Below are 24,969 nucleotides of genomic sequence, written 5' to 3'. Positions count from 1 at the left end.
AATCCACGATCGGCTCTTGTCAGAGCCCTCCCCTACTCTGCGCACACACCATCCTGGGGGGGAACCTATGAGCAAGAGTCAACGTCGGGCCAAGGCCGCGAAGCGCATCGCGGCAGGCCGACCGAAGCAACGACCGGCACTGTCCTGGCCCACGGTGCTGAAACGATTCGCCGAGTGGTTGCTGCACTCGGGCTGCACCGCGGATCCGTTGGCGGCCTATTCGACAGCGATGGCAGTCGACCGATCCAGCGCCGATCGCCGAATCGTCATCGCGGGGGCGGACCTACCGTTGGAGTTGTTCCACAGGGACTTGTACGCCGAGGACTGCCTGCACACACCGTGGTCACCCGACGACACCGCCGATGCTCTCGCCTTGTTCGCGCGATTCGTTGTTGCCGAACGCATGTCGCCCGAGCAAGAGGTCCTGTTGACGGAGTTGGTCGACTTCGACCCGCTGGTCCCGCCACGGACGGCACCTGCCCCGCATCGGGGATCGGCACCCCTCGGTCCGACCACCCTGACATCGCATGTTCGACGGGTCGCGGCCTGGTGTGAGGACAACGGCAGCGTCCCCGACCCTCGCTTCGCACAGCCCAGCGCGAGCAGGCAGGTTCGCGATGCGATCTACCCGGCGCAGGACGACGAGAACGACGTCGTCAGCGGACTGCTGTCGACGCTGAAGTACTACGTCGTGGTCCAGACCGCGCTGGGAGCTGGCGTCCTCCGCCGCGAGGACCGCGCACTCCGAGCCGGCGACGCGTTCGATCACTGGCTCGCAGAGCCGAGCGAGGAGTGGGGGCGCCGCAGTCTCGTGGAGGCCTATGTCGAATGCATGCGACCGGTGGTCGCGCTCGACGACGCCCGGGAGAAGCAGGAGGTGGCCGCCGCCTGCGACGCGCTGTGGATGGTCCTCGTTCGTTCCTTGGTCGGCGACGCTGCGTACAACGGCGAAGCCTTCGCCACGGGTGACGGCACCGACGGCAGGAATGTGAGAGCGTGGCTGTCCGTGCGACTGTCCACCATGATCGACCTCGGACTGATCGTCCCGGTGAACGGGCAGATGTGTGTTCCGGACTCCCACGCGCCGGCCCTTCTCGACGCGCTCGATCGCGTTCGTCTCGACACCCCGGCGTCGGCGGGAGAGGCGGTCGCACTCACTTGACCCCGACCGTGGAATCTGGGACCCGCTTTCCGGGGGCCCGATTCCACGATTCGCCCCACCCACGACAACGGCCCGCCCCCACCAAGGTGGGGACGGGCCGCGTCGTGAAGCTGTCTACTTCCCTGCCGACTCCAACGCCTTGTTGAAGGTCTCGCTGGGGCGCATGACCTTGGCGGTCAGGTCCCAGTCGGGGTAGTAGTAGCCGCCGATGTCCACGGGCTCGCCCTGGGCGTCGTTCATCTCCTTGACGATCGCGTCCTCGTTGTCCGCCAACGACTTCGCGAGCGGCGCGAAGTACTCGGCCAGCTCGGTGTCCTCGGTCTGGTTCGCCAGCTCCTGCGCCCAGTACAGGGAGAGGTAGAACTGGCTGCCGCGGTTGTCCAGCTCACCGGCGGCGCGCGAGGGTCCCTTGTTGTTCTCGAGCAGCTTGCCGGTGGCGGCGTCGAGGGCCTTGCCCAGGACGTTGGCCTTGCCACCGGTCTTCTTGCCGAGATCCTCGAGACTGACTGCGAGAGCGAGGAATTCGCCCAGCGAGTCCCAGCGCAGGTGGTTCTCCTCGAGAAGCTGCTTGACGTGCTTCGGCGCGGAACCGCCGGCGCCCGTCTCGTAGAGGCCGCCGCCCGCCATCAGCGGAACGATGGAAAGCATCTTCGCGGAGGTGCCCAGCTCGAGGATCGGGAACAGGTCGGTGAGGTAGTCACGCAGGATGTTGCCGGTCGCCGAAATGGTGTCCAGGCCACGGATCACGCGCTCGAGGGTGTACCGCATGGCACGCACCTGGGACATGATCTGGATGTCCAGGCCCTCGGTGTCGTGGTCCTTCAGGTAGGTGCGGACCTTCTTGATGAGCTCGTTCTCGTGCGGCCGGTACGGGTCCAACCAGAAGAGCACCGGCATGCCGGAATCACGAGCTCGGTTGACGGCCAACTTGACCCAGTCCTGGATCGGTGCGTCCTTGACGATGCAGAGGCGCCAGATGTCACCTTCCTCGACGGTCTGGGTGAGGAGCACCTCGCCCGTCTCGATGTCGGTGATGTTGGCGGTGCCGCCCTTGGAGACCTCGAAGGTCTTGTCGTGCGAGCCGTACTCCTCGGCCTTCTGCGCCATCAGACCGACGTTGGGAACGGTGCCCATGGTGCGCGGGTCGAACTGCCCGTTGGTCTTGCAGAAGTTGATGATCTCCTGGTAGATCCGGGAGAACGTCGACTCGGGGTTGACGGCCTTGGTGTCCTTTGGCCGACCGTCGGCGCCCCACATCTTGCCGCCGGCGCGAATCATGGCGGGCATCGACGCGTCGACGATGACGTCGGACGGCGAATGGAAGTTGGAGATGCCGCGGGCCGAGTCGACCATGGCCAGCTCGGGCCGGGTCTCGTGGCACTTGTGCAGATCCTCGATGATCTCGTCGCGCTTGGTGGCGGGCAGCGACTCGATCTTGCTGTACAGGTCCGACAGGCCGTTGTTGACGTTGACGCCGAGCTCTTCGAAGAGGTCGTTGTGCTTGGCGAAGGCGTCCTTGTAGAAGACCCGCACTGCGTGACCGAAGACGATGGGGTGCGAGACGCGCATCATCGTGGCCTTGACGTGCAGCGAGAACATGACGCCGGTCTCGTAGGCGTCCTGCATCTCGGCCTCGTAGAACTCGATGAGCGCCTTCTTGCTCATGAACATGCTGTCGATGACGTCGCCGTGCGTGAGCTCGACCTCGGGCTTGAGCACCATGGTCTCGCCGTCGTCGGTGATCAGCTCCATCTTGACCTTGCGATCGCCCTCGACCACCGTCGACTTCTCGCCGTGGTAGAAGTCGCCGTGGCGCATGTGAGCGACGTGCGTGCGCGACGCCGGCGACCACTCACCCATGCTGTGCGGGTGCTTGCGGGCGTACTCCTTGACGGCCTTCGGCGCACGACGGTCCGAGTTGCCCTCACGCAGAACAGGATTCACGGCGCTACCGAGACACTTGGTGTAGCGCTTGCGAATCTCCTCCTCTTCCTCGGTCTTCGGGTTGCCGGGGAATTCGGGGAGCTCGTACCCCTTGTCCTGCAGCTCCTTGATCGCGGCGCGCAGCTGCGGCACGGAGGCGGAGATGTTGGGGAGCTTGATGATGTTGGTGTCGGGGTTCTGAGTCAGCCGACCCAGCTCGGCCAGGTTGTCCGGAACCCGCTGATCCTCGGGGAGCAGGTCGGAGAACTCGGCCAGGATGCGAGCCGCGACCGAGATGTCGGAGGGCTCGACGTTGATGCCGGCCGCACCCGCGAAGGTGCGGATGACCGGAAGGAACGCATGCGTGGCGAGCATGGGCGCCTCGTCGGTCAGGGTGTAGATGATGGTCGGCTGCTTGTCGCTCATGTCAGGACTTGCCTCGTTTTCCGTCGGTTCGACGTCGTCTGTTCCTTGTGGGTTCGATGACAACTTTAGTCGTCTTCGTTCGTGCTGTGGCGACTGCGGTCGGACCCGCCCGATGTGGCTCGCGACATACCTGACCAGCGACGACGCCGCCCGCTGAGGACGCAGATTTCCTACTGGCCGGTAACCGACCGTGACCGGCGGGAAGACTCGGCGCACCGGCCATACTGACGTCGTGGTCACGCCCGAGACATCCCTCGACCATCCGGTCGCCGAATCGCTCCGCACCCGCCACGCGCACCTCGCTCGTCGCCTCGGCGACGCGGTCACGTACGACGCGGACGTCGCCACCTTCGCCGACGTCGGCACCGACTGGGCAGCCCTGGCGGAGTTGCTCGGGCCCGGCCGGATGGCCGACCTCTTCTCCTCCGAGGCGACGCCGCCCGCGGACTGGGAGCCAATGTTCGAGCTTGCCGGTCTGCAGCTGATCTTCGCGGGCGACGCGCCCGGGGCTTCGTCGGTTCCGATCGTCGACCTCGGCGAGGCCGACTACCCCGCCGTAAGGGCGTTGATCGACGCCACCCGGCCCGGCCCGTTCTGGCCGCGAACGCCGGAGCTGGGGACGTACCTCGGTGTGCGTGACGACGACGGCACGCTGATCGCTATGGCCGGCGAACGTCTGCAACCGCCGGGATGGACGGAAATCAGCGCGGTCTGCACGCTCCCGTCTGCGCGGGGTCAGGGGTTGGCCGGAGCGCTCGTTGGCGAACTCGTCCGACGCATCCACGCCCGCGGAGATCGGCCGTTCCTCCATCTCGCGGAGGCGAACACGGCGGCGTTGAGGGTGTATGAGCGGCTCGGGTTCGTCCTGCGGCGGCGGGTCGTGTTCCGAGGTTTTCGGACACCGGGAGGCGATGCGTGATCCGCGTCGGCGGCGTGTTCGCCCTCCTGGCCGGGCTTTACTTCGCGCAGGGCCTGCCGTTCGGCTTCTTCACCCAGGCGCTCCCGGTGGTGCTGCGGCAATCCGGTTATTCGTTGGTGACCATCAGCGCGACCGGGGTTCTGTTCGCGCCGTGGGCGCTGAAGTTCCTCTGGGCGCCGTACGTCGACCGCTACGGGACGCGGCGACGGTGGCTGGTCTCGTTGCAGTGCGGGGCGGCCGTCGTGGCGCTGGTGCTGGCGTCGCTCGATCTGTCGTCGGGTCTGGCGTGGCTGTTCGTCGGCATCGCGGTGATCAACCTGTTGTCCGCGACGCAGGACGTCGTGACCGACGGCCTGGCCGTGCGGTTGCTGTCGGCCCGAGATCGCGGCGTGGGCAACGGGATTCAGCTGGGCGCGTATCGCATTGGCATGATCGTCGGCGGGGGCGTTTTGCTCTGGCTGTTCTCGCTCGCCGGGTGGCGGGCGCTGTTCGTCGTCATGGCCGTGCTGATTCTGGTGTCGACGGTGCCCGTACTGGCGATGCGACGGACCCTCGAATCGGCCGACGCCACCCCCGTTGTCGACTCCTCCGCGGTGCGGCTGGCCGGGGCGTGGTGGGCGCGGTTGCGACGGCCAGGTGTCGTGGCGTTCGTCGGGCTGATCGTGGCGTACAAGTTCGGGAACTCGATGGGCTCGGCGTTGGTGGGGCCGTTCCTGTCGGATCTCGGGTTGTCGCTGGGGCAGATCGCGCTGCTGGAGGGCGGCCTCGCGTCGGCCTCCGCACTCGTCGGCGCGGCGCTGGGTGCCTGGTACGCCACGCGGTTCGGACGACGCCGAGCGCTGCTGGTCGCGGGCATCACCCAGACCCTGGCCCTCGGCTCCTACGTCGCCGCCGCGCTCGGGGTGGGCGGGTTCGCGATGGTGGTCACCGCCAACGTGAGCGAACACGTCTTCGGCGGTGCCGCGACGGTGGTGCTGTTCGCGCTGATGATGGACGCGTCCGAGCGCGCCTTCGCCGGCACCGACTACACCCTGCTGGCCTGCGCCGTCGTGTTCTCGCAGGGTGCGGCCGGGTTGGCCGCCGGGGTGATCGGTGAATTCTTCGGCTACGCCGTGATGTTCGGGACGGGGTTGGTGCTGTCCGGGGTGGGGTGCGCGGTGCTGCTGACCGGGTTGCGACGGGGGTGGGGGCCGGCCGTGCTGCACCGGGAACCGGCTCGCGCTCCGTGAGTGTCGGACCCCTGTGTCACAGTGTCGCTCCCACGCGAGAACGGACCAGGGTCATGACGAACAACTTCCACAACAGCCCGAACTACGGGACCATCAATATCCACCAGACGACCGTCGGGTACATGGTGCCTCAGCGCTCGTGGCCTCGTCGTCACCCGATCCTCACCCTCATTCTCGGGTTCTTCGCGCTCGGGTTCATCGTGGAGTACTGGTGGCTCGCGCTGCTCGGCGCTGCTGTCTGGCTGGGCGTCCGGTCGTACCGGAAGCGCGAGGCCGGTCAAGAGCTCGCGCGCCAGGAGCAGATGCGGCTGATTGCCAGCGCGCACGCGCAGAACCAAGCGTTCCTGCAGGGCAACCAGTTCGGTACGCACGGGCACTTCCCGGTGGACGGCCGGTACATTCACCCGCCGCAGGGATAACGCCTGCGGCCGGGGTCGATCCTCGACGGGCGTCGCCTCGAACCACAGGCATGACCTCAGCTCCGGACGGCGTTCCGTCGTGGACCTTCGCCTCGGACGACCTCCTGACCCGCTACGTCGTGGTGACCGACGCACGGGTCGACATGACCGGGTGGTCGATTCACTACCGCCACGTCGAGGGCCTGCCGGATTCGTCGCCCTTCGCGCCGGTGTCGGTGCGGGTCGAGCCGCCCGACGACTTCGTGTTCGACGACGACGGTGACACCCAGCTGTGGGCCGCCACCATCGAAGCGGCAGCGTTGCTCGACAGCTTCGTCTCGCCGGAGGGCCGCATCCTCGCGGTCGACCAGTGGGATGCGATGACGACGTGGCTGGTGGAGTCGATGCGCGACGAGCCGGCGGGCCTCATCATCGACCTGGGGCCGAACACCGAGATCCCGGAGGACGAGGTCGACGACATCGAGCTGGTCAACGCTCAACTCCACGTCCTCGACGACGGCGTGGTGATGGTGCGACGCTCGCACCGCATCCTGCGGCAGCTGCGGCTGGTCGACCATGCCGTCGACGGACTGGCACTCGATCAGTGGCATCACGACGAGACGTTCGACGACTGCACCAACGGCTACCTCTTCACCCGCGATCACGTCCTCGCCGCCAGCGCCTGCGTCGCGTGGGTGCGGGATGCGGGTGGGGTGGAGGCGGCCAATCGGCTCGGGTGCTCGTTCGACTTCGCTGACGAATTGCCGCGGCGACACTGATCGGAGCAAGCTGCCGGGACTCACAAAATGCTGGTCACATGGTGGATGGTTGACAAGCGCCTGGCGCAGGCTCAATTACCGTTGCCACGGGTCGACAGTGCCGCAATCCAAGACGGACAGGTCCGGGTGCCGGTCGCCGTCAAAGGAATTTTCGAATAGCCGGGCGACGTCCTTTTACGTTTGAGTCTCGCAAGGGTCATGGCGCGCGTCGGTAGGCGCTCCGGGGGACGCCTCGATTCCGCGGAGGCCGCAGAATTGATAAGACTCGATCGCAACCGTCTCTGACGGCAGGGGGCTGTCCAATGCAGTGGCCTCAACGACGCCATCACCGCGCGGAGCTTGCAACAAGCCGACCCCGTGCGACGCCGGTCGACTCAGCACCCGGCCAAGCTCTCGCCGTCCCTTTACCACCCGCCGATCCACGGTTGGCGGCGGCTCCAGGCGTGTTCTATCCAGTTGCACTCTGCTCCGACCAGGCAAGTTTTTTCAGCACGGAATGATGTAGGCCGGATCAGTGGTTCGGTCCAACCACTTACCATAAGATCCGGCGGGCGATGCGTTCACTGCAGCGCAAACTTCGCCTTCGTTGCGACCAGCGACGCGGTATACGGCATAGATGGGATTGCCCTCCGCAGATTCCTGCCGCAGGGAAGGGCACGAGTTGTCGGTCCTCAAGTAGGACGCGCCCGGATTTCGCAATAGCTGCGTTGCAATCTCCTGCTCATAGGACCCCGGGGCGGTCGCCGAATACAGAATGACAACACCTGTACCGTCGCAGGCCGGAACCGAGATCTCTGTGTCCAGGCCCAGGTCGCCGTTGACTATTTCGCCCGTGGGGCCCGTTTGCTCGTCATCGGTTCGCTCACCCGGCGTCAATTCTCCGTCCCATCTTGCCAATTCTTCCCCAAGTGCACCGTTGTAGCGGATAGACGCAATCGGGGGTCCCGTCACTTCGAACGCAACAATCCCTTTGATCCGGTCACCAACCGACACAGTTCCTGCGGGCAACTGCCCGTCGACCGATGCGAGGGCCGCCTGATACGTCGTTCCGTCCGCCGCGCGGGCCGTGAAGTACAGCGGGTTGACGTTCGTAGTGCCCTTCAGACCCTCCAGAGTCACCGATATCTGCTGCAAGTCACCCGCGGGTGACAGACCGAACTGCGTCGGCGTTGCCGGCACGAGACTCTCCACCGTCACCCGTGTGACTACGCGACGCCCATCGGCGACGTTCTGACTGGCACCGATCGGCACACTCTGCGCCTCTTCATCCGCCTCGCTCTGCATCGTGGCGCTCGCGCTGGGTTCCGATTCTGCAGTCCCGGCGACACGCTCGCTACATCCGATCAATACCGCAGCCAGTGGAACCATCACAACCATGCCATGGGCAATTTCTCGCTTGATGCGCACGACGTGGCTCTCCTTGTTTCCCGATTTCTGAAAGTAGCTGAACTAGTGAGGTCGATGGAGACGAGCTGGCCCCATCTCACGTTCCTTGCCGCCTGCGGCTGACGACCGTCAGCGTCCCCACGCTAGCTGCTACACGTGGCTTGTAACAGGTGCGGTCGGCGTTTAGATGTGAGAGTAGCCAACCGGACAGAAGGAACCGATATGACATACCCACCCAGCGGCGAGCGACCGGGCCCCCACCCCGAGCAGTACGGGCAGGGGCAGCCCCACGGACCTGGCCCCCAGGACGCGTCACAGCCGTACGGCGCCAACTTCCCGGGTGGCCAGGGACAACCGCCTTACGGCTACCAACCCGCAGGATACGGGAACTATGGGCCACCACCGAACCCGGAAAAGAACGGCTTCGGTCTCACCGCTCTCATTCTGGGCATTGTCGGCTTGTTGTTTTGCCTGGTTCCCCTTACCGGGTTCATTGGCTTCATTTGCGGCGTGATCGCTCTCATCTTCGGCATCGCAGGAATCAGCCGAGTCCGAAAAAACAAGGCAACGAACAAGAAAACATCTATCGCGGGCACCATCCTGGGCGCTCTGGCCATCGCCGGAGGCATCTGGGGCATGGTCATCGTCTTCACCGCTGTCGATCAACTCGGCACGGACCTGAACAACATCGGCGATGACTTCGAGAACTACTCGAACTGTATCGAGAACGCGGACACACCGGAGGAGATTTCGGCCTGCGACTGAAGCTCGACGTCCCTACGTGCGCGATCGAGTCGGAGCAACGCCGGTCCACGGCCAATGGGCAAGTGGACCGGCCAGCTTGTTCTCGCGAACTACTGATGTGACGCGCAACTTCCGCCCGTCGATCTTTGGAAATCAATCGCGCATCGCGACCGCTCTCCCGGCCTCCACCAACCACCCCCGCGCATCGGCCATCGCCGCGTCCGACCCACCGGCCAGGTCGGTCAGGGACACCGACGGCACGTCGGACTCCACGTCCACCGCCCCGGCCACCACGACGACGGGAACGCTTGCGTGCGAGCATATCTGAACGACGTGCCCCACCAACTTCCCCGTCAGCGATGTCCGGTCGAACTTCCCCTCGCCCGTCACCACCAGGTCGGCGGACGGGACCGCCGCGACCAAGCCGGTGAGTTCTGATACCCGCTCCGCTCCACCGGCTATCCGGGCCCCTAGCGCGACCAACCCGAAGCCCGTGCCGCCAGCCGCACCGGTGCCCGGCAACCCCGGATCGGCCGGCAAGCCGGCGTCGGCGAGCAACCCCGCCCACCGCGCGAGCGCCTCGTCCAACACCGCGATGTCGTCGCCCGACGCGCCCTTCTGCGGCCCGAACACCTGCGCCGCGCCGTCGGTTCCGCACAGCACGGCACGCGTGTCGGTCAGCACCTCGACGTCCGACGGCACCCAGGCGAGTTCGGACACGTCGACCGCCCGCGCAGCAACGAGTCCCGCCGCACCCTCCGGCACGTCGGCGCCATTGGCGTCCAGCACGCGAACCCCCAACACCCGCAGCACCCCGAGCCCGCCGTCCGTCGAGGCCGAACCCCCCAGCGCCACCGACACGCGGTCGCTCTCGCATGCCCGCAGCACCTCGCCGAGCCCGCGCGTCGTCGCCCCGAACGGATCCAGCTTCCCCATCAGCGCAATCCCCGACGATTCCGCCAGCTCCACCACCGCGCGACCGTCGGCCAGGGTCAGCCACCGCGCGTCGACGGGCCGCCCGTCGGGCCCGCACACGCTCGACGCCACCGACCACGACGAGTCCGGCGAACACGCCGCCAGCACGTCGAGCGTCCCTTCGCCCCCGTCGGCCTGGGGCATCGCGACCAGGTTGTCGTCGCCCCGCACCGAGGCCCACCCCTCCATCAATGCCGTTGCGGCGTCGACGGATCCGATGGCCCCCTTGAACGAATCGGGGGCGAAGAGCACTCTCATCCGACCGGCGCCGGCAGCACCAGATCGCGGTACCGCTGCTTCATCGTCTCGATCACCTGGTCCCCATCCGTCGCCCACACCGCCGCGTTGAAGATCTCGACCTCGACGTCACCGCGGTAGCCAGCGTCGTGCACCCAGCGGCCGATGGTGCCGAAGTCGATCACTCCGTCGCCCATCATGCCGCGCGGAAGGAACCAGCGAGAGAACGAACGCCCCACCCTTGAGCGAAACCGCGACGCTCACTAACACCGCAGATTCCGTCGATGACTCCGACGTCCGTGTCTCGCCCAGAGATGACGGCGTCGCCGCCCTTACGACGTTGACCTGACGGTGGCGGGGAAGAGTTCGTCTCTATCCCCTGCCCGTCTGGCTACGACAAGTCGACGTTGCTTAAGGTATTCGCCGGATTCAGCGGCGCCTCCCGTGGGCAGGTGCAACGCGCCAGCCAGCCGGTGAAGGGGCCGTTTCGTAACATCGGCTACGCCTTCCAGCGCGCCGCGCTGTTGAATCGGTGGACCGTCCGCGGGAACCTCCCGCTCCGGGCACGACCCGCGGAATCGTGGGGCACAACGCTGCTGCATTGGGTAGGATCTATCGATGCCCTTTATGAGCCAAGGCTACCTGGTGACAGGTGTATCGGCGCGACCAGAGACTTCACCCAAAGAGTCAGTACATTTCGAGTTCCATGAAGGCGTGAGTGCGCTCTACGGCCTTAACGGTTCAGGAAAAACCTCCGTTCTTCAATCTGCCCGAACCGCCTTGACTGGCGGCCACGGCGCCCATGCCGGCGCACTCAATGATCTGCACATTCGAGTGACCGATGTTGGTCGAAATCGGTCGAACTCGTTCCTCGACGAACTGTCCACCTTCATTGACGAATCCGTCTCAAGAGTTTACGGCGAAGTGTTTTCTCCCGGAAGCATCGACGATGCCGGCTGGTACACAGGGGACGGTGGGCGGTCGGACACCGACCTATATTTTGTCGGAGACGACCCCGGACGAAATAGTGCCGATCTTTCGTTTCCAGACAAGTTGAAGAAGTTCATTGAATTGTACGCAGTAAAAAACAGGCTCATTGGCCGTCACATTGACCTCCTGGAGTCCGTCGCGTCACACTGCCGCCTAACCCTCAAAGCTACCGGTGATGGAACATGGTCAGTTTGGATTGCGGGACGGCCGGACGACGCACGCCAGATAAGCGAGCATTTTGAAAACCTGGAGCTTATAGTCGAAAAATACTTGCGGGATCCAGCGCCTCCGGACCAGATTGTCGAGTGGGAGACCGACATGATCCAGGAAGTACAGGCCGCCCTGTTATATTTCATCCGGCCGGCAGCACTCGGCAGGAAAATGGAAGTGCACAGCGATCTCCCGAGATGGTTGCAGGTTCCGCTAGTTCACTTGGGTGATGGATTTTCCACCGCCGCCGTTGTGACCATTAACGAGAAAAGCACGGTAGACGACCTCGATCAGCATACCCTTCAGGTGCTGAAGAGTGCAATTCTGCAACACGACGCAAATGCGGAATCTGCAAGCGGCAAAGATAGTAAAATCTTCGAAGAGATAGAAGAAGTCATCGGACAAGTCGAAGATAGAGCGAACACGTTTCTTTCCGCCCTTTTACCGGGGTCCGCACAGCTCAGATTCAATCTCAGAAACCACGAGGGCCTGCTTTTCGGCTTACGTCCATGTTGGGAATTTAATCTGCCAGTCTCAGGGCAACTTACCCGCCGACCCGTTAAGCACTTGTCGAAAGCTCAGCTTCGCTGGGCCCTCGCTTCCGTCAGTATTGCCCTGGCCGAATTTTCCGATCGTCCGGTCGTCTTCTTGTGCGACGAACCCGAAGCTGGATTGCATCGCCTGGCCGAAAGAGCTCTCGCACGGGGCTTGGTAGATATTTCGAGTCTAAATAGTTTAAATATTGTGGCCGCGACACACTCCCCTCAGATACTAGACCAGCCAGAAATAAGCAAGGTCCTGATCACACGCGAGCCTAAGACAGGGGCAATTCGTAACCGTCGGCTCAGCCTAGACTTCTCGGGCAACCTGGTGTCCGCTCTAATTGGAACAGATGCCGGCCTATCTTTCGGCGACATTCTCCAGCTGATGCGGGTGGCGGTGGTCGTCGAGGGACTCCACGACGAAATCGTCTTTGGGCGTTTACTCCAACCCCAACTGGACGCTGCGCACGCAGGCCTATTTCCTATCCGTGGTGCCTCACGGCTCAGGTCGTTGGCCGAGGCGAGACTACTTTTCTTGGCTACCGATGCGAAGATCCTGGTAGTCGTTGACAACGTTCAGAATAGTGAGCTCGCCAGCATGTGGTCTGAAATCACCGTGGCTGCGGCATCCGGCGACCTTGAGTTGGCACGAATTGAGGTTGCCAGGATGGCCACCCTTGGAAAGGACGAAGGAAAATTTCTCGGAGAGCTCGCTACGGCTGCTTTGGAATTCGGCACCCTGGACCGCATAGAGGTATTTGGACTCTCGCAACCCGACGTGATTTGCTACCTCCCAACTGCTGCAGTCTTGGGTACGTCTGCGCCCCCTTGGTCGGAGATAATTCTAGAATGGACCGCAAAAATGAATAACAAGCCTTCAAATATAAAAGGGTTTCTGAAGAAATCCGGATTTCTTCCACAGGACCCGCACGAGGTTGACGACTTGGTCGTTAGCGCAGCTGAGTCAGCGGCCAGTAGCATCGAGTTCTTGAATCCAGAGATTGTTGCTCTCGGAGAACGAATAATGGCGTTGTCGACAATTCGAAGGTAGCCAACGCTGGCTTGACGACTCTTGCAGAACGGGGTCGACGCCGCTCAACTAACGGCGGACGGCGACCTGCCACCGACCTTACCGCCCAGGTCCAACTTCTTGCCGCAAGCACTCGACGCCCTCACCCGCGAGAAGATGAACGTCGAACTGCACCGCATCTGGCGCGAGACCGGCACGACGGTTATGCTGGTCACCCACCCCGTCGCCGAGGCGGTCTACCTCGCCAATCGGGTGGTGGTCATGAGCCCGCGGCCCGGGCGGATCGTCGACATCCTCGACGTGGATCTGCCGGCACATCGGGAGTACAGCGCGACGGTGGAGCGGCCGGAATTCATCTCCGTCGCCAACACCGTGCGCGACCTGCTCGGGGCGACGACGAGCGCGGACTGAGTCTCGGTAAGAAGCCCCGCTACCGGTGGTCGCGGGGCTTTCTGCTGTTTGGGCCGAGCTCCGCTGTCGGTCCGCCGTATGGTCGAAACATGGCAGTACGCGCGGGTGTGGTGGTCACGGGTAGCGAAGTTCTGGCCGGGCGGGTCAGCGATCGCAACGGCCCCTGGGTGGCTCGGCAACTCCTACAGATGGGCGTCGACGTCGCTCACTTGACGGTGTGCGGCGATCGGCCGGCCGACCTCACGGCCCAGATCCAGTTCCTCGCCGACCAGGACGTCGACCTGATCATCACCACCGGCGGCCTCGGCCCGACTGCCGACGACCTCACGGTCGAGACCGTCGCCGCGCTGTATGGCCGCGAGTTGCATCTCGACGTCGAACTCGAACGCCGCATCACGGCGATCGTCGAGCGCTGGCGCAGCAGGCTCGGAAGCGTCGCCGATTCCGAACCTCTGAGCGCAGGGGTGCGCAAGCAGGCGATGGTTCCTGCCGGAGCGCAGTCGATCTCGCCGACAGGCACTGCGCCGGGTGTGGCGATGGCCGACGACTCGGGGACACTCCCCGCGGTCCTCATTCTGCCGGGCCCACCCTCCGAACTGCAGGCAATGTGGCCGGACGCGATCGAGAGCGCATGCGTCGCCGCAGTGCTCGAGCGGCGAGAGTCCGTGGTCGAAGCCACCATTCGGGCCTACGGATTGTCCGAGGCCGACCTCGCCGCAACGTTACGCACCGCAGAGAAGTCGATCACCGGGTTCGGCGAACTGGCGATCACCACCTGCCTGTCGCGCGGTGAGCTCGAGATGGTCACGCGGTACGAGGAGTCCGCAGCCGCCGCGTACTCCGAGGTGTTGACGCTCATCGACAAGCACCACGGCGCGCAGCTCTTCTCGACCGACGGTTCCACCATCGACGACATCGTGGCGACCCGAGCCGGTGGCCGCCGCATCGCGACGGCTGAATCGTGCACCGGTGGCATGATCGCCGCACGGCTCACCGATCGAGCCGGCTCGTCGGCCTACGTGGTCGGCGGCGTGGTCTCTTACGCCAACGAAGTGAAGATCGGCTCACTCGACGTCCCCGCCGCCTTGATCGACGAGCTCGGCGCCGTCAGCGAACCGGTGGCGGCCCGCATGGCGGAGGGGGCACTCAACCGCGTCGGTGCCGATGTCGCCGTCTCGACCAGCGGCGTCGCGGGGCCGGGCGGCGGAACGGAGAGCAAGCCCGTCGGCACCGTGTGCTTCGGCATCGCTGTTGCGGGCCGACCGACCGTCACGCGGACGCTGCGTCTACCCGGTGACCGTGCGAGTGTCCGGGCGCTGTCGGTCACCGTCGCGATGCACATGCTCGCGGACGCCCTGGGCGGGGCCTGAGCGTCAGCGAACCGCGCACACGCGCGCGGCCAGTTCACCTTTGGCGATCACCACCCCGCAATGGATGCACGGCCGGTCTCACGCCTGTCGGTCGTGACGACGACTCGCATTAGCCCATGTGGACCGGGGTGTCACCCGCCGGCAGGTCGGTCTTGCGGGCCCGGACCAGCACCAGCACGATCGGCGAGATCAGGACGACCATGATCGCCGCTGCCGCGAACGCATGGGCGTACCCGGAGGCCTCTGCGGAGAACATGTAATCGATCGTCGAGGTGACGAAGGTGCGGATCGGTTCCGGCAAGGCCGCGAGCTCGGAGTCGGACGGCACCGTCTGCGAGGCCAGGGCCTCCGGAGGCACTCCGGCGGGCGGCACGGGCGCGGTGTTGGACGACAGGTACGACGACTTGGCGGACGTGTAGATCGTGGTGAAGACGGCGGTTCCCAGGGCGCCACCGATCTGCAGGGCCGCGTTGACCAGCGCGCTGGCGGCGCCGGCGTCGTGATCGGCGACGCCGATGAGGGCGACGTTCTGCATCGGCACCATGAGCAGGCCCAGCCCGAGCCCAAGAAGCACGACTCCGGGAAGCACGTGCGTCCAGTAGGAGGTGTCCACGCCGATCTGGGTGAGCAGGAGCAGCCCGATAGCCGAGACAACGGGTCCGGCGGCCATCAACGGCTTCGGTCCTACCCGAGGCATCAGCGCCGACGCCGCGGCGGCGGTCATCATGATGCCGCCGGTCATGGGGAGCGACGCGACACCGGCGATGACGGGGCTGAATCCGAGGACGATCTGGAAGTAGAAGGTGAGATAGAGGGTTCCGCCGAGGAGCGCGGCACCCACGATCGCCGATCCGAGGTATGCCGACCCACGGTCACGATCGAGCAGGACGCCGAGCGGGAGAAGCGGATTGGGTGAGCGCGACTCGACCACGACGAAGGCGGCGAGCAGGAGGATGCCTTGCCCGTCGAGACTTCTGCTGGGGTTTACAGCGGAGAACGAAGGATCAACTTGAGCTGCGGCGGGGCAGTGCGTTCCTCCCGAACCAATGAGTCAATCGCTGCGCTCCCCGAATTTAGATTTCGAGGTCCACGAGTTTAACTCCATCCCAGCTCCAATACGATGCACCGTGAAAATTACTTGACCTACTGACGTGAGCGCCGCCACGCTGTTTCAGCATCTTGGTGAGGGGCCCTAGTGCCCATTCACCACCCTCGAATTGGACCTTGGTGTCGCTGATCACCTCCGCTGTGATACTTGCGTTTTCTATGAACTCAATAGTTTCGCCGATGAGAGGGTTCAGCGTAGCCCGTTGATCGAAGACGCCTGCGTCGCGTTCATCTTTGCTCCAATTGCTCGCACGCCTGAATGAAGAGGGCACCTCTAGCAGGCGCGAGACTATCATGTCGATGATAAAATCTTGTCTTCGGAGTATTGCTTCCTCATCCCATGTTTTACGATCTAAAATCATGTTCTGAGCCACTTGAAGGCCCGACCGACTGGCGTAAACAGCAATCTTTTCACTAAACGCTTTGTTGCCCAATTCCTGATTGTGCCGGATGAGGGTGATATTGCCCACATTGTTAACAAATTCTTGGTGCACCCGCTCGGCGTCATTGCCGAGCATAGTGCGCCATGCCTCATTTAATTTCTGCGGCATTATATGCTCTAGCTGCAGTACTGGATCATCCCAGGAAGGCCGCGATTTCGTAAGGTGCTCCTCAGCCATGCAGAGCAACAGCCTGGGGTAATTTCGGGAACGGCCCAAATTGTAGAAGTTCAGCGTTCGGAGACGCGAGATCATTTCATCGTCATTGGGTAGCCTGAGGGCGTACTCTTGAGAAGATAATTGAGCGAAGAGCGTCGCAGTCTTGTCCTCAGAATCGGCAAGTTCTCCCAAACGCTTACCAAGAACCGGGTAGAATTTATTTTCGGCTTGCGTTATTCCGAGAACTCGCCGCCGAAGGAGATAAGTCCGTATGCCGGTAAGAACGGCTGCCAGGTCAGGGCTCGACAATCGGCCAGCATCCCATCGGAGTAACAGCTGAGCTATGTACGAGTAAGCGGGCGCGATGCCAATTACATTCAAATCCGAGATAAGTTTGTCGATTTCCTTCACACCGGATTCCTGAAGGCCGCACACCACCGAATACGGGTGCGCAAATTCCACGAAGCTCTGAAATAACACCTCCGCATTTCGCTCTCGTGCGATCTCCTTAAAAGCGCCGTATAGCTCTTTGTAGTTTGCTTCACGCGCAACCTTGAAGCTTCGATGCTGATCTGCCTGCATCCAGTCTCGAATAAATTCGGACAATTTCCCAGGCAATTGATTCTCAAGCGCCAGCCAGTAGTCGTTGTATAAAACAGACTGCTGCGAGGTATTCTTGCCCATTAGCAGATAGTTTCGGACTAGGTCCGCAAGGGAAAGGGGCTTTCCAAGCGAATTCATTGATTCAAAGATTTCCTGGGGATTCTCCCAGGGATTGCGGTCAGGCTCCAGCTGTATAGCGATGATACTGAACTTCATCAACCCCTTCTCTAAGAGACTCTTCCGTTCAGAATCACCGACGCTTTCCAACGCTTTTTTAAAAAATGTGTAATTTTGGAAAACAGAAGAATTTTTGGAACCTTCCGGGACGTCTCGTCCGAGAACGAGCAGCTTGTACGCCTCCCAGTCAGTTTCCACCTGCTTGAGCTTGATCTTGTACTCGACACTATTGTCGGCTCGATCGTTTTCTAAATAGCGGCGCTGGATTTCGGCCTTATAGTTTGTATCGTCGATACAATCTCGCAGCGCCATCAGCAACAGCATGGTCGTGGTGATCCGTTGTTGCCCGTCGGTAAGCACATATTTAGCAGGTATTCCGAACCCGACCTCCTCAACCACATAAACAATACTCCCGAAGAAATGCTCGGTGTTTCGTTTGGCGCTATTGGCGGACGCTACTTTGACGACGTCGGCTAAGAGCACTCGGCAATTATCCATTGACCATTCATAGTTGCGCTGATACGGAGGAATGTAAAAGGTTACGTCGTTGTTGGATAGTGAATCCAGTAAATAAGATGGATTTGCCTTCACGAGAACTGTCCTTTCGTGCAAATAAATTCCAAGCCTGTTTTTTAGACACATCGATACGTGCTATTCGTGGTGTTTGCCGGTTTTCTCGCACGGGCGGGTCACGACGGTAGAGGGGCCACGTGGCCCATTTACAGAACGCTAGCGCCCCGGGGCTAGTCCCAAGGTGTCGGTTCGAGCGCTCTTACAGAGTCCTCCTAGACAGCCTCGTGTACGTGCGTTCGCCGCGAAACGGCCATGCCGGCCGATCGCCACCCGGATGACCTGGTGCCGTGATCTCGACGTTCGCAGGTATCGCTGCCCTCGCCGCGGCGACTTCTTCGACAACGTCCCCTCGGCGGTCCGTGTCGGAAACGCTTTGCCTCATCGGTACCTTACCGCAAACACTGTTCGACCGAATCCCTCCAAGCCAGGTTGGCGCACCATCGACGTTGCCGCATGTGATCGGTCACGTGACGAGACTGTCATGAGCTACCGGTCCTTGTTCGGGGAATGGCCGGTTCATGAGCGATCCGAGCTATAACGGAGCCGCCCAAGCACGTCAGGCAACTTCCGCGTTCCGAGTCACGCTGCAACCAGGGCGTCTCATTGTCAAGCCCGATTAGGTTCCCCCGGTTCCGTGAAATTCTCGACGAGACGACCGGACGCGAAGCGCCACATCGCGTGGTCCAAGTCGATTACGTCGACGCCCATCGACGACGCCGCCCCCGAGACAAGCGCGGCTGCCTCGGTCGCCGTCACGGTGCGGCCGAGTGCGTCGCTGACAAACTTCAACACCATCCGATCCGCCTTGACGCCCGGAATCCCGATCAGCATCAGAGCGTAGTTCCAGGTGATTCCGGACGACTGAGCCTCTACGGACGTCCATGCGTTCTTGACTCGCGCATATCGCTCACCCCCGTCCCCCCTGTCCGCCACCGCGTCTCGGAGGTCTTCCGCGGTCCGCACACCCACCGCCGTGAGCGCGCGTGCGACCTGCTCGATGACAGTCGCCTTCAATGACGCACCCGCCCGTGTGGACGCCGGCTTCCGGTTTCCGATGGTCGTCGCCCACTGGTCAGCGCCTCCTGCAGCATCGAACGTCTCGAGGAGTTTTTCGGTGCCATCGGTAGCTGCAGCCTCGCCGCGCACGGCGCGATACCGGTCGAGCACGTTCCGCACGCTGGTGTAGTGCGCACCGGTCGACTGAATCGAGTCGATGATGGCCAACGCAAGACCATCTCGGTAACGCAAAGGCCGGAACCAGTGAGCAGGATCGCCCAGGTTCCTACATGCCGCGACCAGCCGACCCTCATCGGTCGATGGCGCGGGCTCGACGTCCTCGAATGTGCCCGACGACGTAGGTACGACGCACCGCACTCGATGCTCCGCGAGGAGCTCGACAAGGTCAGCGCTCGGTCGATCGGGAAGCAGTACAGCCAGTTCGGGATCCTCGATGACGAAACGTCGGTAATCCATCAGTTGACCGAGGGCCATTCTCACGGCCTCACGCGAGGAGGACGCCTTGGCTTCGTAAAGGACGTTGTTCGTCCTGTCGTACAAGTCCGCCAGAAGTGGGGCGAGGCCCGGCCCCGGCACCATTCGGTAGCCACTCAGCTCGGAACCACTGTGTCTCAGGAACTCCGCGAGCCGTTCTACCGCTTCGGCTTCCGCACGGGCAGCAGAACCGCCGGCGAAGCCGGTCACATCGTAATGACGTACATGACTTCGTTGAAGCGGAATCGGCCCCGACCGTCGCTCGGCCGTGGTGGGTCGGCCACCCATCCATGGATTGCCGGTCCTGCGTGACAGGTCGGACAGGTGCTGTTCCCACAGCTCGGCGAGGTCGGACGCCGATGGTTCTTTGATCCTCGTTCCGGAACCCAGCACGGGAAAGTGGTGTTCGGGCAGTGCCACGTCGAGGACGTCGGTGGGGATGCGGTCTTCGTCGTCGAGCATCACATCCCAGAGCAGCTCGACGTAGTACGCCACGCCCTCTCCCGACCAGTGGTGATCCTCGTAGACACCGTCTTCCACGATGGTGGCACTGCCGATGAGGCCACGATCGTTACCCGTCCGGAGAAGGTAGACACGATCGCCGCGCTCGGGGTCTCCGTAACCTCTGCCGAAACTCCAGCTGCCGGGTTCCACGAGGCCGTTCGCGGTGGCGTCGATGAGCGACTTCCGCTCGTCCCGTGGCATCGTGTCGTCGCTTCCATTCCACAGAACGAAGAAGCTCTTGGTTTTTGATGTCAACGCAGCGATCCTCTCCTCGTCGTGTCGGCCCGTCGGCTGCCGGCCCGGGCAGCCCTCAGCCCCACAGGTGCTCGAACTTCGTGAACGCCAGCTTCTGATCGAAGTTGGTGATGTTGTCGGCCACGTCGAGGATGAGGCAGGTGTCCTTACCCCCGTTGCGAATACCTCGAAGCCCCCGCCCGACCATCTGCTGGTAGATGTTGGCGCTGTACACCGGTCGGGCCACGATGACGACTCGGGTGGCCGGCGCGTCGAAACCCTGCGACAGCACGCCGTAGTTCGTGATCACGCGTACATCGCCACGTCGGAACTTCTCGATGCTCTGGCGTCGGTCGGCCGCGCTGGTACCGGAGTCGATCGCGACGGACCGAATTCTGCGCTCGTTGAGACGGGCGGCAAGGACCTTGGCGTGATCGACCGACGTGGCGAACACGAGTACCGGCCAACTCGGGTCCAACGCCGCGATCTCGTTGAGCAGATCCGAGTTCCTCGCCTCGTCACGCGCCAGTCGCTGCTCAGCGCTTCGCGGCAACATCCCGTTCATCTGCTCCGCTTGGCGAAGTTCGTCGGGGTGCAACGACATGCGTGTCCCCTTCATCTGGCGATGTTCGACGCGCGACAGAACCCCCATGTCCTGCAACGCCTCGATCGGATCGTCGCCCAGGAGTCCCTTGTCGAGTCGTCGGTCACCGAAGCGCTGCACCAATCGGCGCGTCAGCTCGGTGTCGTTCCTGAAGGGCGTCGCCGTCAGTCCGATCAGCGGCCTACTCGTCGTTCGGTGGGTCAAGCCGAACAGATCCAGGATTCTCGTGTATTCCTTCGAGATCGCGACGTGCGCTTCGTCGACGATGACCAGCGATGCGGCACGCAGCCATTCGTACTCCTCTGCATCCAGGCACGACGCAAGTTTTGCATCGGTCGCGACGACGAGCTGGTTCCGGCCCGCAGTCGGAGTCGCACTGTTGGACGACCAGAGTCGATCGATCACGAGATCCTCGTCGGCCCCCACCTTCTCCCACACGAACTTCCAGGACTGCACCGCTTGCTCACAGAGTTCAGCGGTCTGCGCTATCCACACGATCGGTCCCCGTGGGGCCCCGTTCTGCCTGACCCAGCGGATGACGCCTTCGGCGGCCACGCGTGTCTTGCCGGCGCCGGTGGGCAGGCTCAGCATCGCTCGTCCCGCGGGGCGCTCCTGCAGCAGGTTGACGAAACGCTCCGCGATGGCTTCCTGGTAGGAGTGCAGAGCGGGGTAGTCGGTCGGGCCCGCGACCGCTATCCGTGCGGGCGGGGCCTTGACTCGAGTTCCACCGAAGGTGTCGGGGAACCCCATTCGGGTGACGAATCGGAGTGCGGCGTGGCTGCCGTCCAGCCGTTGGGGCGCATCGGGAATGACGGATCGAATGACAGCCAGGTATTCGCGCAGCACACGATCGTCGTACGAGTTGTACGCCATCTCTGCTGCGCGTTCTGCGGACACGTCATCCAGCGCCTCCACCCCCTGGTCGTTGAGTCCCGGGGGCAAGCCTCGTAACAGCTCGGTACGGCCGACGAGGCGCGCCAGCTTCGTGGTGATGGAGTCGGCCTGGCGCACGCTGTCGATGCGGCCTCGGACCTCGCGATCGGCCATTTGTCGGTGGTGCTCCGAGATGACGCGCTCACATCCGGAACGTCCGAGGTCGAGACCCAACTCGTAGTCCACGACCATCAATTCCGCGAGCGCATCCAGGCCCTCCGGAACCAGAATCGTCGACCCGTCGCAGGCACTGTGCAGGGCTTCGGCACTCGTGCCGTTCGGTGTGCGAAAGACTTCCTCGATCTGCTGGCATCGCTGGAGCTCGTATCCGCTCACGTGGCCGGCGAAGCGGGCTCGAAGCGACGGATGTGCGGACAGCACGTCCACCGACGGGCCTACCGGGACATGCCGCAGCTCACGTGCGATGACATCAGCTTTCTCGTACATCCCCCATTCGGCGACCATGTAGTCCGCTTGCGTTTGGTCCTCGGGCCGATCGACGAGCAGGGCGGGATGCTTCTCGCGTACCAACTCGTCGTAGTCGCCGCGGGTACGCGCGACCGCGACCTCATTGTCAGGACGCATCTCCCAGACCCCGCCGACACGGCATCGAACGCTGACCGCTGCGTTCACGATGTCGGGCGCCACGCGAATCAGTAGCGCATAGGTACGGCCGACGAACGCGTCGTCCTCGCTCCGTTCCAGGGCACGCAGGAGATCGGCCCACATGGCAGCCGGCACATCGGCAATTGCCCCCGGGATCTCGAGTCGTACCGCCAACGGGCTCGAAATCTGCGCGACAGGCAGATAGTCCGCGAATTCGCTCAGCTGAGGACCCACAACCTCGGCAACCGCTTTGACGCCCTGCGACGTCCGCACCGTGCCGCGGTCTCGGATGAGCCAACAAACCGGCGAGGGAATGTGAACTCTGGTACTGGTCTGATTGCCGACCTGCCGTGTCCACGATCTCGGAACGTCATCCACGCTCAACGTCTCAAGGAACCGAGCGCGCCCTTCGGCGCTGAGACGAACGAACAAGTCCAATTTCCCCGCCATCGGCGCTCCGTCGTATTTGAGCGTTCCGAAGTTCACTCTACGGTCCGTGCGAGAAAGCGCAGCGCAGTAGTCCTCGTACATGGCTGTCTGATATTCGATGAACCACTTGTCGTGGAGGGGCTTGCTGCTCTTGTCCGGCCTGTCGGACACGCCGAGCGCCCTGAGCACGGACAAGTCGTCGGAATGGAAAGTAGTGTCGACGGCTGTCCCGGAGTCGCGCGAACCGTCGGCAGGAACGACGGGGCCAGGGAGGAACGCGTTCTCCAACGTCACCCACAGTCCGCGAACTGTCCGCAACCGCAGTGTCGACGCGTATTGCGGCACCGTTCGTTGAATCAACGAAGTCTGCGCGGCCCCGCCGGACGAGCGCAACAGCTCCCAGAACCGTTGCCAGGATTCCGGCGTGTAGTCCTCGAAACCCTGATCAAGAACGCCCTTGAACCGTCCTTCGGCATCGGCCTCTCGAATGCCCAGGCTTTCCAACAGTTGGGCGGTGGCCCTGTCGCTGAACAGCAAACCGTGGACGTAGACGAGGTCGTCGATAAGCCCGTCGTTGGACGATCGCCGATAGACCTGGCCGGGCGTCGCCGACACGAAAGCGCCGCCCTCCACCATGACTATCCGGGCTTGTAGTGCCGCGGCCTTCTGCTTGTCGTCCAGCGCCCCGCTGGTGAGCAGGTGCGCGAGCAGGCCCAAGGCAGCACGCGACGATTCTGCGGATCGGCTGGTCACCAGCGCTTCCAACCACGTCGTCACTGTCTCCGACTGACGATTCGGACCGGCGTCGAGGACATGGGACAGCTTTCCTCGACGCAGCTTCGTCGAGTCCACGCTCGGGTGAAGCCAGTCGACCGGCGCGTCCTCGCATTTCGACCACATCTCAAGAGCGGAGTAGGGCAGTCCTTCGGGCCGAATTCGCAGTTCGGATGGGCGCCGCAACGTGCCGTTCTGATCCGGTAGTGACGGGGAATCGACCATCAACTTCCAGACAGCACCTGTCAATTCCTTACAGGCCCAGTTGGGCGACTCCTGCGTTCGTCCTGGTAGCAGCTGCAGATATGCGGCGGGATCGTCGGCAGGCGAGAGGGCGACGAGCGACGCCACCACGAGTTCTGCGGTAACCGAGAGTAATTCGCGGTTGAGCTCACTGCTGTCCAGCAGGTTCTGCCGGTCCTCGTTGGTCTTCCACGCCGCGTTCACAACCCCGCTGAGGGTGGTCGGGTACTTGGTCGGGAAATAGGACCAGAACGTGCCCCGTCCCACCGGAACCGTGTAGATGTCACGGCCGGTCGACTTGTCGATCAGGTAACACGGCACCGCCCACGAGACATCGATGGTGGCGCGGTCGTGAAGCTCACCGGCCTGCGCACGGACTCTGTCCGACACCTCGTGTGCACGGACGAACACGCGGTGGGCCTCTTCGAAGGCTCGGTCCCCGGTCCGCGTCTGGTGAATGACGACCTCACCGTCGGCGCGCACCTCGCTGCGCATGGTGCGGCGCAGTACCGGCATGAGCCGGCGGTCCTCGAGGACCACGTGCCCGACGTGTGGGGAAAACAGGAGAAAGAGGTGCGGAAACTCTCGATTGGAACTGGACGGGGTAGCCGACCGGTCGATGTCTCCGGCGAGCGCATCCGCCGTATTCTCCCGGAGAGGTAGTCGGACCACGGTGGCTGCCCACTTCGACAGGTCGGACAACACGGCATCAGCGGCACACTCGCGCGCCCAGTCCAGCGGCCGCGCCAGACGCAACACCGGTGTGTCGCCGGCGATGCCCACGGTAGGTTCACCGCGTTTCTGTTGTCCGTCCCTCACAGCGCGGTCGATCTCGACTCGAGACCACTGCGCGTCGAAACCGAACGAGCCGCTGGTGCTGAAGAATTGGGGTGCAGTGCTGATGGACAGCACCGACTTGATTCCGACACCGAATCGGCCGATCTGCCCCGACCGCTTCTTCGACACGCCCATTCGCAGAATGGTGTCCGCGCCGTCCGCGGTGATCGGCGCCCCTTCGTTGGCGCAGTACAAGGCAGTGTCCGTGAGCACTACCTGGATGCGACCACCGGAATGTTCGGGGCCACGTAGCTCATCGGCGGCGTTCTGCACCAACTCGAAGACTTGCCTGTCGCCGTAGCCCCCTTGGTGGATGCGGCGCTCCCCGTTGGCGTCCTCTTCGACGCGACCGGGGTTGTAGGCGTACGTCCCCAACGCCAACTCCGACAGTCGAGCCACGGTGGCGAGCACTTCGCTCGTCGGCGTGTCGGACACGAGGCAACCTCCCGAAATGAAGGAAAGACGACCCCGACACCGTCCGCTCCTGGCGTACCTCCATGTCTACTAGGCGATGTGCCCGCCGA

The 24,969-nt window shown here is 63.3% G+C and carries 18 protein-coding genes; 10 read left to right on the top strand and 8 right to left on the bottom strand.

The window, feature by feature from the left end; translation table 11 throughout:
• The first annotated feature begins 67 nt into the window (after positions 1–67).
• Positions 68–1,162, top strand: a complete 1,095-nt coding sequence (locus A3Q40_RS03245; RefSeq protein WP_157889485.1) for a hypothetical protein — start codon at positions 68–70, stop codon at positions 1,160–1,162.
• A 114-nt stretch (positions 1,163–1,276) separates the two neighbouring features.
• Here A3Q40_RS03245 and A3Q40_RS03240 read toward each other — a convergent pair whose 3' ends face one another.
• Positions 1,277–3,511, bottom strand: a complete 2,235-nt coding sequence (locus tag A3Q40_RS03240; RefSeq protein WP_068099771.1) for an NADP-dependent isocitrate dehydrogenase — start codon at positions 3,509–3,511, stop codon at positions 1,277–1,279.
• Between the two features lie 232 nt (positions 3,512–3,743).
• On the opposite strand from A3Q40_RS03240, the gene A3Q40_RS03235 reads away from it, so the two are divergent.
• From A3Q40_RS03235 to A3Q40_RS20730, 4 genes are read left to right on the top strand one after another with little or no spacing between them, the layout of a single operon-like run.
• A complete protein-coding gene (locus tag A3Q40_RS03235) occupies positions 3,744–4,430 on the top strand; it encodes a GNAT family N-acetyltransferase (RefSeq protein ID WP_068105054.1) in 687 nt (228 codons plus the stop codon).
• Positions 4,427–5,659 carry an MFS transporter gene (locus tag A3Q40_RS03230; RefSeq protein WP_068099770.1) on the top strand — a complete coding sequence of 411 codons (1,233 nt, stop codon included), beginning with the start codon at positions 4,427–4,429 and terminating at the stop codon, positions 5,657–5,659. Before A3Q40_RS03235 ends, A3Q40_RS03230 begins: the two co-directional genes overlap by 4 nt.
• 53 nt (positions 5,660–5,712) lie before the next feature.
• Complete coding sequence (locus A3Q40_RS03225) at positions 5,713–6,078, top strand: hypothetical protein (protein ID WP_068099769.1); 366 nt, start codon at positions 5,713–5,715, stop codon at positions 6,076–6,078.
• 50 nt (positions 6,079–6,128) lie between these two features.
• On the top strand, positions 6,129–6,836 hold the full coding sequence (locus tag A3Q40_RS20730) for a hypothetical protein (protein WP_235606419.1): 708 nt from the start codon (positions 6,129–6,131) through the stop codon (positions 6,834–6,836).
• 486 nt (positions 6,837–7,322) lie between these two features.
• On the opposite strand, the gene A3Q40_RS19680 is transcribed toward A3Q40_RS20730, so the two are convergent.
• Complete coding sequence (locus A3Q40_RS19680) at positions 7,323–8,243, bottom strand: DUF1942 domain-containing protein (RefSeq protein WP_157889484.1); 921 nt, start codon at positions 8,241–8,243, stop codon at positions 7,323–7,325.
• Positions 8,244–8,444: 201 nt separating this feature from the next.
• Here A3Q40_RS19680 and A3Q40_RS20560 point away from each other — a divergent pair, with 201 nt between their 5' ends.
• Complete coding sequence (locus A3Q40_RS20560) at positions 8,445–8,987, top strand: DUF4190 domain-containing protein (RefSeq protein WP_082833725.1); 543 nt, start codon at positions 8,445–8,447, stop codon at positions 8,985–8,987.
• A gap of 132 nt (positions 8,988–9,119) precedes the next feature.
• Here the strand turns inward: A3Q40_RS20560 and A3Q40_RS03210 are convergent, their stop codons facing one another.
• A complete protein-coding gene (locus tag A3Q40_RS03210) occupies positions 9,120–10,199 on the bottom strand; it encodes a glycerate kinase family protein (protein WP_068099767.1) in 1,080 nt (359 codons plus the stop codon).
• Positions 10,196–10,417 (bottom strand): hypothetical protein, encoded by a 222-nt coding sequence (locus A3Q40_RS03205; RefSeq protein ID WP_235606418.1) that lies wholly within the window; start codon positions 10,415–10,417, stop codon positions 10,196–10,198. Before A3Q40_RS03205 ends, A3Q40_RS03210 begins: the two co-directional genes overlap by 4 nt.
• Positions 10,418–10,552: 135 nt before the next feature.
• Here A3Q40_RS03205 and A3Q40_RS20725 point away from each other — a divergent pair, with 135 nt between their 5' ends.
• The 4 genes from A3Q40_RS20725 to A3Q40_RS03195 all read left to right on the top strand — a co-directional run bounded on the left by A3Q40_RS20725 (position 10,553) and on the right by A3Q40_RS03195 (position 14,731).
• A complete protein-coding gene (locus A3Q40_RS20725) occupies positions 10,553–10,888 on the top strand; it encodes an ATP-binding cassette domain-containing protein (RefSeq protein WP_157889691.1) in 336 nt (111 codons plus the stop codon).
• Between the two features lie 4 nt (positions 10,889–10,892).
• On the top strand, positions 10,893–12,971 hold the full coding sequence (locus A3Q40_RS20065; RefSeq protein ID WP_157889483.1) for an AAA family ATPase: 2,079 nt from the start codon (positions 10,893–10,895) through the stop codon (positions 12,969–12,971).
• Between the two features lie 99 nt (positions 12,972–13,070).
• Positions 13,071–13,361: a hypothetical protein gene (locus A3Q40_RS03200; protein ID WP_235606416.1), complete on the top strand. Its 291-nt coding sequence runs from the start codon at positions 13,071–13,073 to the stop codon at positions 13,359–13,361.
• Between the two features lie 89 nt (positions 13,362–13,450).
• Entirely contained in the window at positions 13,451–14,731 is a 1,281-nt protein-coding gene (locus tag A3Q40_RS03195; protein WP_068099765.1) for a competence/damage-inducible protein A, read from the top strand.
• A gap of 109 nt (positions 14,732–14,840) precedes the next feature.
• On the opposite strand, the gene A3Q40_RS03190 is transcribed toward A3Q40_RS03195, so the two are convergent.
• From A3Q40_RS03190 to A3Q40_RS03180, 4 genes are all read right to left on the bottom strand, one after another.
• Positions 14,841–15,662 carry an MFS transporter gene (locus tag A3Q40_RS03190; RefSeq protein ID WP_235606415.1) on the bottom strand — a complete coding sequence of 274 codons (822 nt, stop codon included), beginning with the start codon at positions 15,660–15,662 and terminating at the stop codon, positions 14,841–14,843.
• 142 nt (positions 15,663–15,804) lie between these two features.
• Complete coding sequence (locus A3Q40_RS19665) at positions 15,805–17,808, bottom strand: DUF262 domain-containing protein (RefSeq protein WP_162269838.1); 2,004 nt, start codon at positions 17,806–17,808, stop codon at positions 15,805–15,807.
• Positions 17,809–18,396: 588 nt separating this feature from the next.
• Positions 18,397–20,040, bottom strand: a complete 1,644-nt coding sequence (locus tag A3Q40_RS20720; protein WP_235606413.1) for a hypothetical protein — start codon at positions 20,038–20,040, stop codon at positions 18,397–18,399.
• 55 nt (positions 20,041–20,095) lie between these two features.
• Positions 20,096–24,880 (bottom strand): DEAD/DEAH box helicase, encoded by a 4,785-nt coding sequence (locus A3Q40_RS03180; protein WP_068099764.1) that lies wholly within the window; start codon positions 24,878–24,880, stop codon positions 20,096–20,098.
• Positions 24,881–24,969 lie beyond the last annotated feature (89 nt).

Source organism: Rhodococcus sp. PBTS 1 (assembly GCF_001620025.1).
GTDB lineage: Bacteria > Actinomycetota > Actinomycetes > Mycobacteriales > Mycobacteriaceae > Rhodococcoides > Rhodococcoides kroppenstedtii.
The sequence above is the reverse complement of the archived record's forward strand: the minus strand, read 5'-3'. Positions and strand labels throughout refer to the sequence as shown.